This window comes from Agromyces allii, from assembly GCF_009749385.1.
Lineage (GTDB): Bacteria > Actinomycetota > Actinomycetes > Actinomycetales > Microbacteriaceae > Agromyces > Agromyces allii.
In genome coordinates this window covers 64,560-79,857 of record NZ_WBIN01000004.1, presented here as the reverse complement: position 1 = coordinate 79,857, position 15,298 = coordinate 64,560, and the positions used below count along the sequence as shown (strand labels likewise).

Here is a 15,298-nt window from a genome sequence, read left to right as displayed (position 1 = left end):
AAGAGATGCCGCTTTCAGAGCAGGAGCAACGTCTTCTCGAGGAGATGGAGCGGAACCTCTACCGCAATGATGCGGACTTCGTGCATGCGGTCGGAGGTGGTCGCGGGCGACGCCCGAACTACCGGGCGATCGTGCTCGGGGTTCTGCTCGCCGTGATCGGCGCCGGTGCGCTGATCGCGGGCGTGGCGCTGCAGATGCTCATCGTCGGCATCCTCGGCTTCGCCATGATGTTCGCCGGCGTGCTCGTCGCGATCACGCCGGGCAAACGCGGTGCGGCCGCTCCGGCGCCCGAAGAGGGCGCGCCCTCGACGGGCAAGCCCCAGGGCCAGCAGTCCGCGGGCTTCATGGACCGTCTCAACGAGCGTTGGGACCGTCGCCAGGAGCGCGGCGACTAAGTCCTCCACCGTCCTCCACCGTTGAACGGGTCGATCCTCCGGATCGGCCCGTTTCGTCGTTTCCGGGCGGGTTCTCGCCCGGATCGGCGATCTCGCGCCTGATTCGGGCCCTCGGCCGCGCGGGCGGCGACGGCGATTCGGCGCGCGCCGCGGCATCCGTCACCCCGAGGGCCCCCGCACCTCCCTGGGGCGACCGTTTCCCTCCACCCTCCTCCACGCCGTGGATCCCAGTGTTTTCGGGGCTGTTCTGCTGCGCTTCCGTCTCGATCGCCCGCGTGTCGTTGTTTCAGGGATGAGAGTGGAGTAAAGTGGGGGCACCTGGATCCTGGTCGGAGGAAAGGGGGTGGTGCGGTGTTCCTCGGGACCTACGAGCCGAAGCTCGACGAGAAGGGCCGCGTCATTCTTCCGGCCAAATTCCGGGACGAACTCTCGACCGGTCTCGTGCTCACGCGCGGGCAGGAACGCTGCATCTACGTGTTCAGCGCCAGGGAGTTCGAGCAGATGAACGAGAAGATCCGCCAAGCCCCGGTGACGAGCAAGCAGGCGCGCGACTACATGCGCGTCTTCCTCTCTGGGGCCTCAGCGGAGACCCCCGACAAGCAGCACCGGATCACGGTCCCCGCAACGCTCCGCAGCTATGCGGGGCTCGGTCGAGACCTCACGGTCATCGGCGCCGGCAGCAGGGTCGAGATCTGGGACGCCACGGCGTGGCAGACCTACCTCGCCGAACAGGAGGCGGCCTTCGCAGAGACGGCGGAGGAGGTGATTCCCGGGCTCTTCTAGCTCGACGGGTTGCGACTCCCAGCCGTACGCGCCTGCTGCACTTCCCCGCAACAGGACGAACGGATGGGCATCGGAATCCGTCGGACACGATCCCGGAGGCATCATGGACATCGAACGCATCCACACACCGGTCATGCTCGAGCGCACGCTCGAACTCCTCGAGCCCGCGCTGCGGCGCGACGGCGCCGTCGTGGTCGACGCCACGCTGGGCATGGGCGGCCACACGGCCGCGATGCTCGAGCGGTTCCCGTCGCTGACGGTCATCGGCCTCGACCGCGACACCGACGCCCTGGCGATCGCCCGCGAGCGCCTCGCGCGCTTCGGCGACCGCGCCCGATTCGTGCACACGGTCTACGACGGCATCCTCGACGCGATCGAATCCGAGGGCTTCGACGAGGTCGACGGCGTGCTCTTCGACCTCGGCGTCTCGTCGCTGCAGCTCGACCGCGCCGAGCGCGGGTTCGCATACTCGAAGGACGCGCCGCTCGACATGCGCATGGACGGCACGACCGGCCGCACCGCGGCCGACATCATCGCGACCTACAGCGAGAGCGAACTGCGCCACATCTTCCAGGACTTCGGCGAGGAGAAGCTCTCGGCCCGATACGCGAAGGCGATCGTGAAGGCGCGCGAGACGCAGCCGATCCTGCGATCGGCCGAACTCGTGTCGATCATCCACGATGCGACCCCGGTGGTCGTGCAGCGGCAGGGGCACCCGGCCAAGCGCGTCTTCCAGGCGCTGCGCATCGAGGTCAACGAGGAGCTCTCGGTGCTCCAGCGGGCCATGCCGGCCGCGCTCGAGGGGCTGAACGTCGGCGGTCGCATCGTCGTGCTGGCCTACCAGTCGCTCGAGGACCGCATCGTCAAGCGCGTGCTGCAGGCCGCGTCCACCTCGTCGGCTCCCGCCGACCTGCCGATGGAGCTCCCGGAGCACCGCCCGCAGTTCAAGCTGCTGGTCCGGGGCGCCGAACTCGCGAGCGAGGCCGAACAGGTCGAGAACCCGCGGGCGAAGCCGGTGCGGCTGCGCGCCGCCGAACGGGTGAGGAGTGCCACATGAGCGCCCTTCCCGTACAGGGTGCGCTCGCACCCGCTCCGATCCGGCGACGCGCCTGGATCCCCGAGATCCTGCGCCCGGCGCCCGATCGCGCCGCGCGTCCGAAGCCGCGTCTCGCGTACGCGGTCATCGCCGTCAGCGGCGTCGTGGTCATCGCGCTCGCGCAGCTCATGCTGTCGATCGCCGTCACGCAGGGCGCCTACGAGATCGACGGCTACGAGCTCAGCCAGGCGAAGCTCTCGCGCCAGCAGCAGACCCTCTCCGAAGACCTCGACCGTGTGCAGTCGCCGCAGTACCTCGCCCAGAACGCCGAGGCGCTCGGCATGGTGCCCAACACGAACCCGGTGTTCCTGCGGCTCAGCGACGGTGCGGTGCTGGGGCAGCCGGCCGCCGCGGGCGGTGGAGCCGCGGCATCCGCCTCACTGGTTCCGAATGTGCTGATCAGCGGCGTGCCGCTCGTGACCGAGCAGACCGCGGGAGAGACTGCAACCGTGGGCGGTCAGGGGGCCGGCCTCGGGGGAGCGGTGGTCGAACCGGCCGCGCCCGCGGCGCCGCCGCCCGCCGGCGGTTCGCTGCCGACGCCCACGACCCATTGACCTGCCGAGTCGCCAGAGGAGGATCCAGGTGAACCGCATCAGCCGTCATCCGATGCGGCGGGTCCTGGCGGCGGGCGTCGTGCTCGTGGTGCTCGTCGTGCTCTTCGTGGTGCGCCTCGTCGACATCCAGGTCGTGCGCGCGTCGGCGCTCAACGAGCAGGCCGACGAGGTGCGCTCGACCGACCCGATCCCGGTCTACGGCACGCGCGGCGAGATCGTCGACCGCAACGGCATCGTGCTCGCCGACAGCGTCATGCGCTACGACGTCGCCCTCTCGCCGAAGAACGCGAAGAAGGGCCCGCTCATGCGCGAGGAGCCCGACCCCGCCGACCCCGAGAAGACCGTCAGGGTCGAGGTCCCGCTCGAGCAGACCGCGGCCGAACTCGGTGCGATCGTCGGGCTCACGGGCGACCAGGTGCTCGGCATCATCGCGTCCGAACTCGCCGACGATCCCGATTCCGACTTCGCCTACGTGGCGAAGCTCGTCGACGTCGACACCTACGAGAAGATCAGGGCGCTCGACATCCCCTGGGTGGTGCAGTACCCGCATCCGAGCCGCAGCTATCCGAACGGCGCGGTCGGGGGCAACCTGCTCGGCTGGGTCGGCGACGAAGGCACCGCGCAGGCCGGGCTCGAACTCGGGCAGGACGCGTGCCTCGCGAGCGAGGACGGCGAGGTCACGTACATCCCGAGCCTGCAGGACTGGGTCGAGATCCCGGGCACCGAGGTCGTGCACAAGCAGGCGAAGGACGGCGGAAAGCTGCAGCTCACCATCGACTCCGACCTGCAGTGGGAGGTGCAGCGCATCGCGGAGGCCCAGCGCCTCGCGGTCGGAGCCGAGTGGGCGACCGTCACGGTCATGGAGGCCAAGACGGGCAAGCTGCTCGCCGTCGCCGACGTGCCGACGGTCGACCCGAACGATCCGGCGGCCACGGATTCCGCCGATCGCGGCTCGCGCACGTTCACCGCGCCGTTCGAGCCCGGGTCGACGTTCAAGGCCGTGACCGCGGCATCCCTCGAAGACGCGGGCAAGGCGAACCCGCTCAGCCAGGTGATCGCGCCGTATTCGTACGATGCACCGAACGGCGCGAACTTCCGCGACAGCTTCTACCACGAAGACACCCCGTACACGCTCACCGGGGCGCTCATCGATTCGTCGAACACCGCCACGGCGAAGTTCGGCGAGTTGCTGACCGATCAGCAGCGCTTCGAGTACATGCAGAAGTTCGGCTTCGGTCGCGTGAGCGAGGTCGGATTCCCGGCGGAGGCGTCCGGTGACCTGAACGGCGGCCCCGACGAGTGGGACAACCAGACCAAGTACACGACGATGTTCGGCCAGGGGCTGACCGCGACCGCCGTGCAGATCGCGAGCGCCTACCAGACCATCGCGAACGGCGGCGTGCGCATGCCCGTGCAACTCGTCGAGGGCTGCACCGACGCCGATGGCGAAACGACCTCGCCCGACGTCACCGGCACCAGGGTGATCAGCGAGCAGGCTGCGCGCGAGACGAGCGAGATGCTCGAGAACGTCTACACGCAGGGCTGGCTCAAGGACGACTGGCGCATCCCCGGCTATCGCGTCGCGGCGAAGACCGGAACGGCGCAGGTGCCCGACGGCAACGGCGGGTACCGCACGGAGTATCTCGTCTCCGTCTCGGGCTTCGCGCCGGCCGACGACCCCGAGTTCGTCGTTTCGGTCAGCATCATGAATGCCGTTAAGATGAATTCGTCCGCCGCATCCGCTCCCGTGTTCCAACAGGTCATGAGCCAGGTGCTGAAGAAGTATCGGACGATTCCATCCGGCGCCCCGGCGCCTGACCTGCCAGCACTCTGGTGAGAAAGTTGGGTTCGTGACCGGATCGCCTCCCACGGCCCTCCGGCCGCAGCACCCCGTCCCTCGATCGCTTCGCGGTCTGGCCGACACGTTCGCACTCGAGGTGCACGGCGAGTTGGGCGATCTCGAGGTCACGGGTGTCGTGCTGTCGTCGAACACCGTCCGCACCGGCGACCTCTACGTGGGCGTGCCCGGGCGCAACGCGCACGGCGCCCAGTACGCCGCAGCGGCTCGCGAAGCGGGCGCGGTCGCCGTCCTGACGGATGCCGCGGGCGCCGTGCTCGCGGCCGACTCGGGTCTGCCCGTGCTCGTCGCCGACGACGCGCGCGCCACGCTCGGCGACGTCGCGGCGTGGATCCACCGCACCGACGAGAACCCGGCGACGCTCTTCGCGGTCACGGGCACGAACGGCAAGACGAGCGTCGTCTACCTGCTCTTCGGCATCCTGCGCCAGCTCGGCGTCGTCGCGGGGCTCACCTCCACCGCCGAGCGCCGCATCGGCGACGAGGCCGTCACGAGTTCGCTCACGACGCCCGAGGCGAGCGAGCTCCACGCCCTCCTCGCCCGCATGCGCGAGGTCGACGTGCGCGCGGTCGGCGTCGAGGTCTCGGCGCAGGCGCTGTCGCGTCACCGCGTCGACGGACTCGTGTTCGACATCGCCGGGTTCACGAACCTCACGCACGACCACCTCGACGACTACGCCTCGATGGAGGTCTACTACGAGGCGAAGCGCGACCTGTTCCAGCCCGAGCGCGCGCGTCGCGGGGTGGTCACGGTCGACTCCGAGTGGGGACGGCGCCTCGTCGAGGACGCGCGCATCCCGGTCACGACCCTCACGACGAAGCCCGATGTCGCCGCCGACTGGCGACTCACCGTGACCGACGAGCAGTCGACCTACACGGCGTTCCGGCTCGACGGGCCGGAGGGCCGCAGCATCGAGACCCGCGTCCCGCTGCTCGGCTGGTACATGGCGGCCAACGCGGGCCTCGCGATCGTCATGCTCGTCGAGGCGGGCTACGACCTCGAGCGCATCGAGGCGGCGCTCGGCTCCGACGGCATCGATGCGTACATCCCCGGCCGCGCCGAGCGCATCTCGGGCGAGCGCGGACCGACCGTCTACATCGACTACGGGCACAGCCCCGACGCGTTCCTGCAGACGCTCGACGCGATCCGCCGCACGACGGCCGGTCGCGTGATCATGGTCTTCGGCGCCGACGGCGACCGCGACACGACGAAGCGCGCCGACATGGGTGCCATCGCCGCCCGCGGCGCCGACGCGCTCGTCATCACCGACTTCCACCCGCGATGGGAGGACCCCACGGAGATCCGCGCGGCCCTCATCGAGGGAGCCAGAGCCGCGGTGCCCGACCGCGAGCTGCACGAGATCGCCGACCCGCGCGCCGCGTTCCGTGCCGCGCTCGCCCTCGCGGGCGACGGCGACTCGATCCTCTACGCCGGCCCGGGCCACGAGGACTATCACGAGGTGAAAGGCGTCAAGATCCCCTACTCAGCACGAGACGACGCGCGCGACGCGCTCCGCGAAGCCGGGTGGCTCGCATGATCTCCCTCAGCCTCGACGAGATCGCCGCGGCGATCGGCGGGTCGATTCGACTGCGTTCGACGGATGCCACGTCCGCGACGCTCGTCGACGGCACCGTGACCACCGACTCCCGTGAGATCGCGCCCGGCGACGTGTTCTTCGCCAAGCGCGGCGAGTTCGACGACGGACACCGCTTCGCTCCCGCTGCCGCAGAGCAGGGCGCGGCGCTGCTCGTCGTCGAGCACGAGCTCGACCTCGAGGTGCCGCAGATCGTCGTCGACGACTCGGTCGTCGCACTGGGCGCGCTCGCGACCGAGGTCGTCGCGCGCGTGCGGGCGAACGGCGACCTCAAGATCGTCGGGGTCACCGGTTCGAACGGCAAGACGACGACGAAGAACCTGCTGCGCTCGGTCCTCGAGCACGTCGGCCCCACGGTGGCTGCGCGCGCGTCGTACAACAACGAGGTCGGCGGGCCCATCACGATGCTCGCCCTCGAGGCGGACACGAAGTTCCTGGTGGCCGAGATGGGCGCGTCGGGCGTGGGCGAGATCGCCCGCCTCGTGCGCATGGCCCGCCCCGACATCGGCATCGTGCTGAAGGTCGGCCTCGCCCACGCGGGCGAGTTCGGCGGCATCGAGCAGACCGTGCGCGCGAAGTCCGAGATGGTCACCGACCTGCTGCCGACCGACGTCGCGGTCCTGAACCTCGACGACCCGCGGGTCGCTCCCATGGCCGGCCTCACGAAGGCGCGCGTCGTGACGTTCGGCCTCGGCTCCGCCGCCGACGTGCGCGCGACCGACGTGGTCGTGCACGCCCGAGGCACCGAGTTCACGGTGCACGTGCCCGGCGGCGAATCCGCCCGCGTGCGGTTCGGCGTGCTCGGCGAGCACCACGTGATGAACGCCCTGGCGGCCGTCGCGGCATCCGTCGAACTGGGCGTGGCCCTGGCCGACGTGGTCGCTGCGCTCGAGCAGGTCACGCTCGCCGAACGCTGGCGCATGCAGGTCATGGGCGGCCGCGACGGCATCACGGTCATCAACGACGCCTACAACGCGAGCCCCGACTCGATGAGCGCGGCGATCAAGACGCTCGCCCAGGTCAAGGCACCCGGCACCCGCACGATCGCCGTCCTCGGCGAGATGAGCGAGCTGGGGGAGTTCTCGGGCGAGGAGCACGACCGCATCGGCCTGCTGGCCGTGCGGCTCGGCATCTCCCAGCTCGTCATCGTGGGACAGGGCGCGCGGCGCCTGCACATCACCGCGATCAACGAGGGCTCGTGGGACGGCGAGTCCGCCTTCGTCGAGACCGCCGACGAGGCGTACGACCTCGTCACGGCATCCGCCCGGCCCGGTGACACCGTGCTGGTGAAATCGTCGAACTCGGCGGGTCTTCGCCACCTCGGCGACCGACTGGGAGAATGGTTCTCGTGAGAGCACTTCTGAGCGCCGGCGCGTTGTCGCTCGCCTTCACGCTGTTTCTGACCCCCCTGTTCATCAGGCTCTTCGTGAAGCTCGGGTGGGGCCAGTTCATCCGCGACGACGGCCCGCAGAGCCATCACGTCAAGCGCGGCACGCCCACGATGGGCGGCATCGTCTTCATCCTCGGCACCGTCTTCGGCTACTTCGTCGCGACGCTGCTGCTGAGCAACGAGCGACCGACGGCGACGGGCCTCCTCGTGCTGTTCATGATGGTGGGCCTCGGGCTCGTCGGGTTCCTCGACGACTTCCTGAAGACGCGCAAGAAGCAGAGCCTCGGGCTCGGCGGATGGGCGAAGGTCGCGGGGCAGACCGCGGTCGCGGCCGCGTTCGCCCTGCTCGCGATCAACTTCCCGAACGCGGAGGGCGTCACACCGGCCAGCACGAGCATCTCGTTCATCCGCGACCTGCCGCTCGACTTCATGGTCTTCGGCACGATCCTCGGCACGATCATCTACGTGATCTGGATCTGCCTGATCACCGCCGCGGCCTCCAACGGCGTCAACGTGACCGACGGGCTCGACGGCCTCGCCGGCGGCGCATCGGTGCTCGCGATCGGCTCGTTCATCATCATCGGCTTCTGGCAGTTCAACCAGTCGATCTTCAGCGCGAACCTCAACCAGGCCGACGCGTACCGGGCGTACGACGTGCGAGACCCCCTCGACATCGCGATCGTCGCCTCGGCGATCGTGGGCGGCCTCATCGGCTTCCTCTGGTGGAACACCAACCCGGCGAAGATCTACATGGGCGACACCGGCTCCCTCGCCCTCGGCGGGGCGCTCGCGGCGCTCGCGATCGTGAGCCAGACCGAACTCCTGCTCGTGCTCATCGGCGGCATCTTCGTCATCGAGACCGGCTCGGTGATCGTGCAGCGCGCGTACTTCAAGCTCACCGGCGGCAAACGCATCTTCCTGATGAGCCCGATCCACCACCACTTCGAGTTGAAGGGCTGGGCCGAGGTCACGATCGTCGTGCGCTTCTGGCTGATCGCGGGCATGTTCGTCGCCGCGGGCGTCGGCGCATTCTACTTCGAGTGGCTCCAGCGATGAGCGAGGCGGATGCCGCGGGCGGCCGTCTCGACTCGCTGACGAGCTGGCACGCCGACTGGAGCGGCCTCCGGGTGCTCGTGCTCGGCGCCGGGGTCACCGGGTTCGCGGTCGCAGACACGCTCTCCGAGCTCGGCGCCGAGGTGCTGCTCGCCGCGACGAGCGTCGACGACGACCGTGCGCGCATCCTCGACGTCATCGGCGTGCGGGTGCTGCGGCATCCGCTCGATGCCGTGCCCGACGAGGTCGCGGCGTTCGCACCCGAACTCGTGGTCGCGTCGCCCGGGTTCCACCCCGACAACGCGCTGCTCGAGTGGGCGGGGTCGGCCGGCGTGCCGGTCTGGGGCGACATCGAGCTCGCCTGGCGCGTGCGCGACAAGGTGAACGCGGCCGACTGGATCCTCGTCACCGGCACGAACGGCAAGACCACGACGACGCAGCTCGCGGCGACGCTCCTCGCGGCGAACGGCCTGCGGGCCGCGCCGTGCGGCAACATCGGCGTGCCCGTGCTCGATGCGGTGCGCGATCCGGGCGGCTTCGACGTGCTCGTCGTCGAGCTCTCGAGCTACCAGCTGCACGCGCTGCCGATCGAGGGCGCCGGTGCGCTGCATCCGCTCGCGAGCGTGTGCCTGAACGTCGCCGACGACCACCTCGACTGGCACGGCTCGGCCGACGCGTACCGCGCCGCGAAGGCGAAGGTGTACGCCAACACGCGCATCGCGTGCGTGTACAACCGCGCCGACGAGGCGACCCGACGCATGGTCGAGGAGGCGGATGTCGAAGACGGCGCCCGCGCGATCGGATTCGGTCTCGACACCCCGGGTCCGAGCGACTTCGGCGTCGTCGAGGGCATCCTCTGCGACCGGGCGTTCCTCGACGACCGGCATTCGTCGGCGCTCGAGATCATCACGGTCGACGAGCTCGAGCCGCGCGGACTCGGTGCGCCGCACATCGTGGCCAACATCCTCGCCGCATCGGCGCTCGTTCGCGCAGCGGGCGTGCCCGTCGGCGTGATCCACGACGCGCTCGGCGAGTTCAGCCTCGACGCGCACCGCATCCAGACGGTCGCGGTCTCCGGCGGCATCCGCTGGGTCGACGACTCGAAGGCCACGAACCCGCACGCGGCCGAGGCATCGCTCAGGGCGTACCCCCGTGTCGTGTGGATCGTGGGCGGGCTGCTCAAGGGCGTCGACGTCGACGGCCTCGTCGCGGCGCACGTCGGCCGGCTGCGCGCCGCGGTCGTGATCGGCGTCGATCGGTCGGCGCTCGTCGACGCGTTCGCCCGACACGCGAGCGACGTGCCGGTGTTCGAGGTCGACGCCGATGACACTGGAACGGTCATGGCGCGCGCCGTCGCCTTCGCGGAGTCGATCGCCGAAGACGGGGACACCGTGCTCCTGGCACCGGCCGCCGCCTCGATGGACCAGTTCGCCGACTACGCCGATCGGGGCCGTCGGTTCCAGCACGCGGTACGAGCACGATTGGAAGGTGAGGCGGATGGCGACTCCGCCCCGCACGACCCCGCCTCGAACGAACCCGACGCCCGAGCCTGACCGCGGGGGAGTCGCCGCCCGGATCCGTCTCGGGCGCGTGTTCCGCGTCGAGTCGAAGGACTACGTGCTGCTGCTCAGCACGGTCGTGTTCCTCGTGCTCTTCGGGCTCGTCATGGTGCTCTCGTCGTCGACCGTCGAATCACGGCTCGAAGACGGCGGATTCTTCGTGCAGGCGCTCCGCCAGGGCATGTTCGCCGGCATCGGCCTGCCGCTCATGCTCATCGCGAGCCGCATGCCCGAACGCTTCTGGCTGCGCATCGCGTGGCCGCTGCTGATCACCGCGTGCGTGCTGCAGCTGCTCGTGGTCGCCACGCCCCTCGGCATCGAGGTCGGCGGCAACACGAACTGGCTCGCGCTCGGCCCGGTGCAGTTCCAGCCGTCGGAGATCATCAAGGTCGCGCTCGTCATCTGGCTCGGCCTCATCGTCACGAAGAAGCAGGCCCACCTCGGCGACTTCGGCAAGGGCGTCATGCCGATCCTCCTCGTGGGCGGCGGGGCGATCGGCCTCGTGCTCCTCGGCGGCGACCTCGGCACCGTGATGATCATGGGCGCGATGCTGCTCGGCACGCTGTTCCTCATCGGGGTGCGGTTCCGGCTGCTGCTGCCGCCCGTGCTCCTGAGCGCCGCACTGTTCGTGATCGTCGCGGTCTCGAGCGACAACCGAATGCGCCGCATCAGCGCATTCCTGCAGGAGAACTGCGAACAGGGGTCGGGCGACGACTGCTGGCAGATCCAGCACGGCCGGTTCGCGCTCGCGAACGGCGGGATCTTCGGCGTCGGCCTCGGCAACTCGACCGCGAAGTGGTCGTGGCTGCCGGCCGCCGACAACGACTTCATCTTCGCCATCATCGGCGAGGAACTGGGCCTGATCGGGGCCGTCGTCGTGATCGCGCTGTTCGTGCTGCTCGCGGTCGCGTTCGCACGCGTGCTGCGTTCGGCCCAGACGCCGTTCGCGAAGACGGTCACCGCGGCCGTCATGGTGTGGGTCATCGGTCAGGCGTGTGTCAACATCGGTGTCGTGCTTGGTGTCTTCCCCGTTCTCGGCGTCCCCCTTCCCCTCGTCTCCGCGGGCGGTACCGCGCTCGTGACGACCCTGTTCGCGATCGGTGTCGTGCTCTCGGTCGCCCGCGACCCGGCCGCCTCCGCGCGGGCTGCGGCGCGCCTCGCGGCGCGGGCCTCCGCACGCTCCGCCGTCCGCACTCCTGCGGGGCGCACGCGATGACCGTCTACCTCCTGGCCGGCGGTGGCACCGCCGGCCACGTGAACCCCCTGCTCGCGGTCGCCGATCGCCTGAAGGAACGCGACCCTTCGGCCGAGGTGCTCGTGCTCGGCACGGCAGAGGGCCTCGAGGCGCGGCTCGTGCCCGCGCGCGGGTACGAGCTGCTGACGATCGCGAAGGTGCCGTTCCCGCGTCGCCCGAACGGCGCCGCGCTGCGGTTCCCGAAGCGGTTCCGCGACTCCGTCGCCGACGTGCGCACGATCATCGCCGAGCGCGGGGTCGACGTCGTCGTCGGGTTCGGCGGGTACGTCTCGACGCCCGCGTACCTCGCGGCGCGTCGGCTCGACGTGCCCGTCGCGATCCACGAGGCCAACGCCAGGCCCGGACTCGCGAACCGCCTCGGCGCCCGCTGGGCCGAGACGGTCGGCGTCGTGTTCAGCGGCACGCCGCTCCGTCACGCCGAGGTCGTCGGCATGCCCCTCCGCCGCGAGATCGAGCTGCTCGACCGGGCGGCGCTGCGAGCGTCCGCCGCCGAGTTCTACGGACTCGATCCAGCTCGGCCCGTGCTGCTCGCGACCGGCGGATCGCTGGGAGCCCGGCGCATCAACCGCACCATGACCGAATCGGCCGGTGCGCTCACCGCGGCCGGCTGGCAGGTGCTGCACATCACGGGCGCGAAGTCCGAGGTCACCGATCCCGGCCTCGCCGACTACCGCATGCTCGAGTACGCCGACCGCATGGACCTCGCGCTCTCGGTCGCCGACTTCGCCGTCTCGCGCGCCGGGGCGGCCACCGTCAGCGAACTCGCCGCGCTCGGCATCCCCTCGGTGCTCGTGCCGTACCCCGTCGGCAACGGCGAGCAGCGCTTCAACGCGGCCGACGTGGTCGCTGCAGGCGGGGCGATCCTCGTCGACGACGCCGACTTCACGCCCGAGTGGGTCGGCGAGACGCTCCTGCCGCTGCTCGCCGACGAGGCGCGCATCGCCCGCATGGCGGTCGCCGCGGCATCCGTCGGCCGACGCGACGGCACCGACCGCATGCTCGACCTCGTCGACGCCGCCCTCGGCGCGGATGCCGACGGCACCGCCGCAGACGCGTAACGTGGAGGTGACGGATGCCGCGGCATCCGTCACCCCGAACCTTCGGCCGCAGCCCGTCGACGCCGGCCCGCGCAGCACCGCCCAGAGCCCAGAGAAAGCAATGCCGTGACCATCAAGCCCGATCTCTCCACCCCGATCCCGTCCGACCTGGGCGCCGTGCACTTCGTCGGCATCGGCGGCTCGGGCATGAGCGGCATCGCGCGCCTGTTCCTCGGCGCCGGACACCGCGTCACGGGCTCCGACGTGCGCGACTCGGCGAACATCGGCGCACTCCGCGAGCTCGGCGCCGAGATCGCGATCGGCCACGATGCGGCGAACCTGGGCGACGACGTCGACACGGTCGTGGTGACGGGCGCGCTCTGGCAGGACAACCCCGAGTACCAGCTGGCGCTCTCGAGAGGGCTGCCCGTGCTGCACCGCTCGCAGGCCCTCGCCGCGCTCATCGCGGGCCAGCGACTCGTGTCGGTCGCCGGCGCGCACGGCAAGACCACCTCGACGGGCATGATCGTCACCGGACTGCTCGCACTCGACGCCGACCCGAGCTTCGTGAACGGCGGTGTGCTCGCCGACCTCGGACTGAGTGCGGCTTCGGGCGAGGGCGAGCTCTTCGTCGTCGAGGCCGACGAGTCGGACGGGTCGTTCCTGCTCTACGACACGGCGGTCGCGCTCATCACGAACGTCGACCCCGACCACCTCGACCACTACGGCTCGCGCGAGGCGTTCGAGCAGGCGTTCGTCGAGTTCGCCGACCGCGCCCGCGAGCTCGTCGTCATCTCGAGCGACGACGCGGGTGCCACGCGCGTTCGCGAGCGGCTCTCGCATGAGCGCATCGTCACGTTCGGCGAGGCCGCCGACGCGACCGTGCGCGTGCACTCGGTCGTGACCGACGGTCCCGTCGCGTTCGCGGTCGACTACGAGGGTGCGACGTACCGTGCGCGCCTCGCGATCCCCGGACACCACAACGCGATCAACGCGGCCGGCGCGTTCGCCGTGCTCACCGGGCTCGGGTTCGACCCCGCGGCCGCCCTCGCCGGCATCGCGAAGTTCGCGGGCACCGGCCGCCGGTTCGAGCTGCACGGCGAGGTGGGCGGCGTCAGCGTGTACGACGACTACGCGCATCACCCGACCGAGGTTGCTGCAGCCCTCGCCGCGGCCCGCACCGTCGTCGGCTCCGGCCGCATCATCGCCGTGCACCAGCCGCACACCTACAGCCGCACACAGGCCTTCGCGAAGGAGTTCGCCGAGGTGCTCGAGCAGTACGCCGACGAGACCGTCGTGCTCGACGTCTACGGCGCGCGCGAAGACCCCGTGCCCGGCGTCACGGGCGCGCTCGTGAGCGAGCGGTTCGCGCACCCCGAGCACGTCGCGTTCATCGCCGACTGGCAGGCCGCCGCCGACCACACGGCGCAGATCGCCCGTTCCGGCGACTTCGTCATCACGCTCGGCTGCGGTGACGTGTACCGCATCGTGCCGCAACTGCTCGGATCGCTCGAACGCGAGCTCGGGTGAGGACGCCCGCCGCGTGAAGCGGCCGCAGGGGTTCGATCGGCCGGCGCAACCGCGCCCGGCCGCGTCCGGTGCGCAGACGCGCAGCGCCTCGTCGCCTGCGGCGGCCCCGGCGTCCGCTCAAGCGTCGACACCCCCCGCGCGTCGCGGAGCCGGTGCCCGAGGGCGGGCGGATGCCTCGAGGCAGTCGCCCGCGGCATCCGAGACCGCGCTCACCGAGCCGTTCGAGCCGCTCCCGGCCGACCGGGCGTCCGCCGAAGCGCCGCGCGCCTCATCGGGCACGGTGCCGGGCGGGGCATCGGCCGAGGACGTCGCGACGCGGTCGACGAGCGACACGGACATGGCCGTCGACGGGGCGAGCCCCCCGCGGAGCGGATGGGCCGCGCGACGGGCCCTGGCCAGGGCGACGCGCGACCGACGCAGGTACGAGCGCGCCGAGGTGCGGCGCTTCACCGTCCGCACGCGGCGGCGCAGGCTCGCCTGGGGCATCGGTCTCGGCGTGATCGGGCTGCTCGTCGCGGTCGTGCTGATCGGCGCGTACTCGCCCGTCATGGCGTTGCGCGTGGTGCGCGTCGAGGGCGCGTCGCGGGTGCCGGCGGCAGAGGTCGAGTCCGCCTTCGCGCCGATGCTCGGCACCCCGCTCGCGCTCATCGACCGGGCCGGCGTGCAGAAGGCCATGTCGAGGTTCCCGCTCATCGAGACGTACCAGACCGAGGCCGTTCCGCCCGACACGCTGGTCGTCCGCATCGTCGAGCGCACGCCGGTCGGCGTCATCGAGACGGCCGACGGGCTCGCGCTCGTCGACGCCGCCGGCGTGGTCATGGATCGGCCGGAGGCCAGGCCGGAGGGGCAGCCGCTCATCACGGTCGACGGAGGAGTCGCGAGTGACGGCTTCCGTGCCGTCGCGGGAGTCGTGCGCAGCCTTCCGGCGGAGATCCGGGCGCAGGTCACGGCCGCCTCCGCGGAGACCGCCGACGACGTGACGCTGCAGATCGGCGATGCGAAGGTCGTCTGGGGCAGTGCAGAGCAGTCGAGCCTCAAGGCCGACGTGCTCGACGACCTCATGCGCGCGGCGCCACCGGGTTCGGTGTCGCTGTACGATGTCTCAGCGCCGATGAGTCCGGTCACCATGTGACCGGAGGCTCGTTCGAGCATCCCGTCTCGTCGCGCGCCCCAATCGAGACGAAGGTGTTCGCG

Annotated in this window: 13 protein-coding genes; all 13 read left to right on the top strand. The window is 70.8% G+C overall.

The window, feature by feature from the left end; all coding sequences use genetic code 11:
- The first annotated feature begins 5 nt into the window (after positions 1-5).
- The 13 genes from GQR16_RS06725 (at position 6) to GQR16_RS06665 (ending at position 15,236) form a co-directional block, all read left to right on the top strand.
- Positions 6-395 (top strand): DUF3040 domain-containing protein, encoded by a 390-nt coding sequence (locus GQR16_RS06725; RefSeq protein WP_157414387.1) that lies wholly within the window; start codon positions 6-8, stop codon positions 393-395.
- A gap of 351 nt (positions 396-746) precedes the next feature.
- Positions 747-1,178, top strand: coding sequence for a division/cell wall cluster transcriptional repressor MraZ (gene mraZ / locus GQR16_RS06720; protein WP_067877136.1), 432 nt, complete (start codon positions 747-749; stop codon positions 1,176-1,178).
- Between the two features lie 103 nt (positions 1,179-1,281).
- Positions 1,282-2,235, top strand: a complete 954-nt coding sequence (rsmH, locus tag GQR16_RS06715; RefSeq protein ID WP_157414386.1) for a 16S rRNA (cytosine(1402)-N(4))-methyltransferase RsmH — start codon at positions 1,282-1,284, stop codon at positions 2,233-2,235.
- Positions 2,232-2,828 carry a cell division protein FtsL gene (gene ftsL, locus GQR16_RS06710; RefSeq protein ID WP_157414385.1) on the top strand — a complete coding sequence of 199 codons (597 nt, stop codon included), beginning with the start codon at positions 2,232-2,234 and terminating at the stop codon, positions 2,826-2,828. The genes rsmH and ftsL overlap by 4 nt, the downstream gene beginning before the upstream one ends.
- Before the next feature lie 28 nt (positions 2,829-2,856).
- Positions 2,857-4,665 (top strand): peptidoglycan D,D-transpeptidase FtsI family protein, encoded by a 1,809-nt coding sequence (locus GQR16_RS06705; protein ID WP_246200598.1) that lies wholly within the window; start codon positions 2,857-2,859, stop codon positions 4,663-4,665.
- 13 nt (positions 4,666-4,678) lie between these two features.
- A complete protein-coding gene (locus GQR16_RS06700) occupies positions 4,679-6,223 on the top strand; it encodes a Mur ligase family protein (RefSeq protein WP_157414384.1) in 1,545 nt (514 codons plus the stop codon).
- On the top strand, positions 6,220-7,632 hold the full coding sequence (locus GQR16_RS06695) for a UDP-N-acetylmuramoyl-tripeptide--D-alanyl-D-alanine ligase (RefSeq protein WP_157414383.1): 1,413 nt from the start codon (positions 6,220-6,222) through the stop codon (positions 7,630-7,632). Before GQR16_RS06700 ends, GQR16_RS06695 begins: the two co-directional genes overlap by 4 nt.
- Positions 7,629-8,726 (top strand): phospho-N-acetylmuramoyl-pentapeptide-transferase, encoded by a 1,098-nt coding sequence (mraY, locus tag GQR16_RS06690; RefSeq protein WP_157414382.1) that lies wholly within the window; start codon positions 7,629-7,631, stop codon positions 8,724-8,726. The genes GQR16_RS06695 and mraY overlap by 4 nt, the downstream gene beginning before the upstream one ends.
- Positions 8,723-10,276, top strand: coding sequence for a UDP-N-acetylmuramoyl-L-alanine--D-glutamate ligase (murD, locus tag GQR16_RS06685; protein ID WP_157414381.1), 1,554 nt, complete (start codon positions 8,723-8,725; stop codon positions 10,274-10,276). The genes mraY and murD overlap by 4 nt, the downstream gene beginning before the upstream one ends.
- Positions 10,221-11,498, top strand: a complete 1,278-nt coding sequence (gene ftsW, locus GQR16_RS06680; protein WP_157414380.1) for a putative lipid II flippase FtsW — start codon at positions 10,221-10,223, stop codon at positions 11,496-11,498. The genes murD and ftsW overlap by 56 nt, the downstream gene beginning before the upstream one ends.
- Positions 11,495-12,595, top strand: a complete 1,101-nt coding sequence (gene murG, locus GQR16_RS06675) for an undecaprenyldiphospho-muramoylpentapeptide beta-N-acetylglucosaminyltransferase (RefSeq protein ID WP_157414379.1) — start codon at positions 11,495-11,497, stop codon at positions 12,593-12,595. The genes ftsW and murG overlap by 4 nt, the downstream gene beginning before the upstream one ends.
- Before the next feature lie 105 nt (positions 12,596-12,700).
- Positions 12,701-14,104 carry a UDP-N-acetylmuramate--L-alanine ligase gene (gene murC, locus GQR16_RS06670; protein WP_157414378.1) on the top strand — a complete coding sequence of 468 codons (1,404 nt, stop codon included), beginning with the start codon at positions 12,701-12,703 and terminating at the stop codon, positions 14,102-14,104.
- A 13-nt stretch (positions 14,105-14,117) separates the two neighbouring features.
- Positions 14,118-15,236 (top strand): cell division protein FtsQ/DivIB, encoded by a 1,119-nt coding sequence (locus GQR16_RS06665; protein ID WP_246200596.1) that lies wholly within the window; start codon positions 14,118-14,120, stop codon positions 15,234-15,236.
- Positions 15,237-15,298 lie beyond the last annotated feature (62 nt).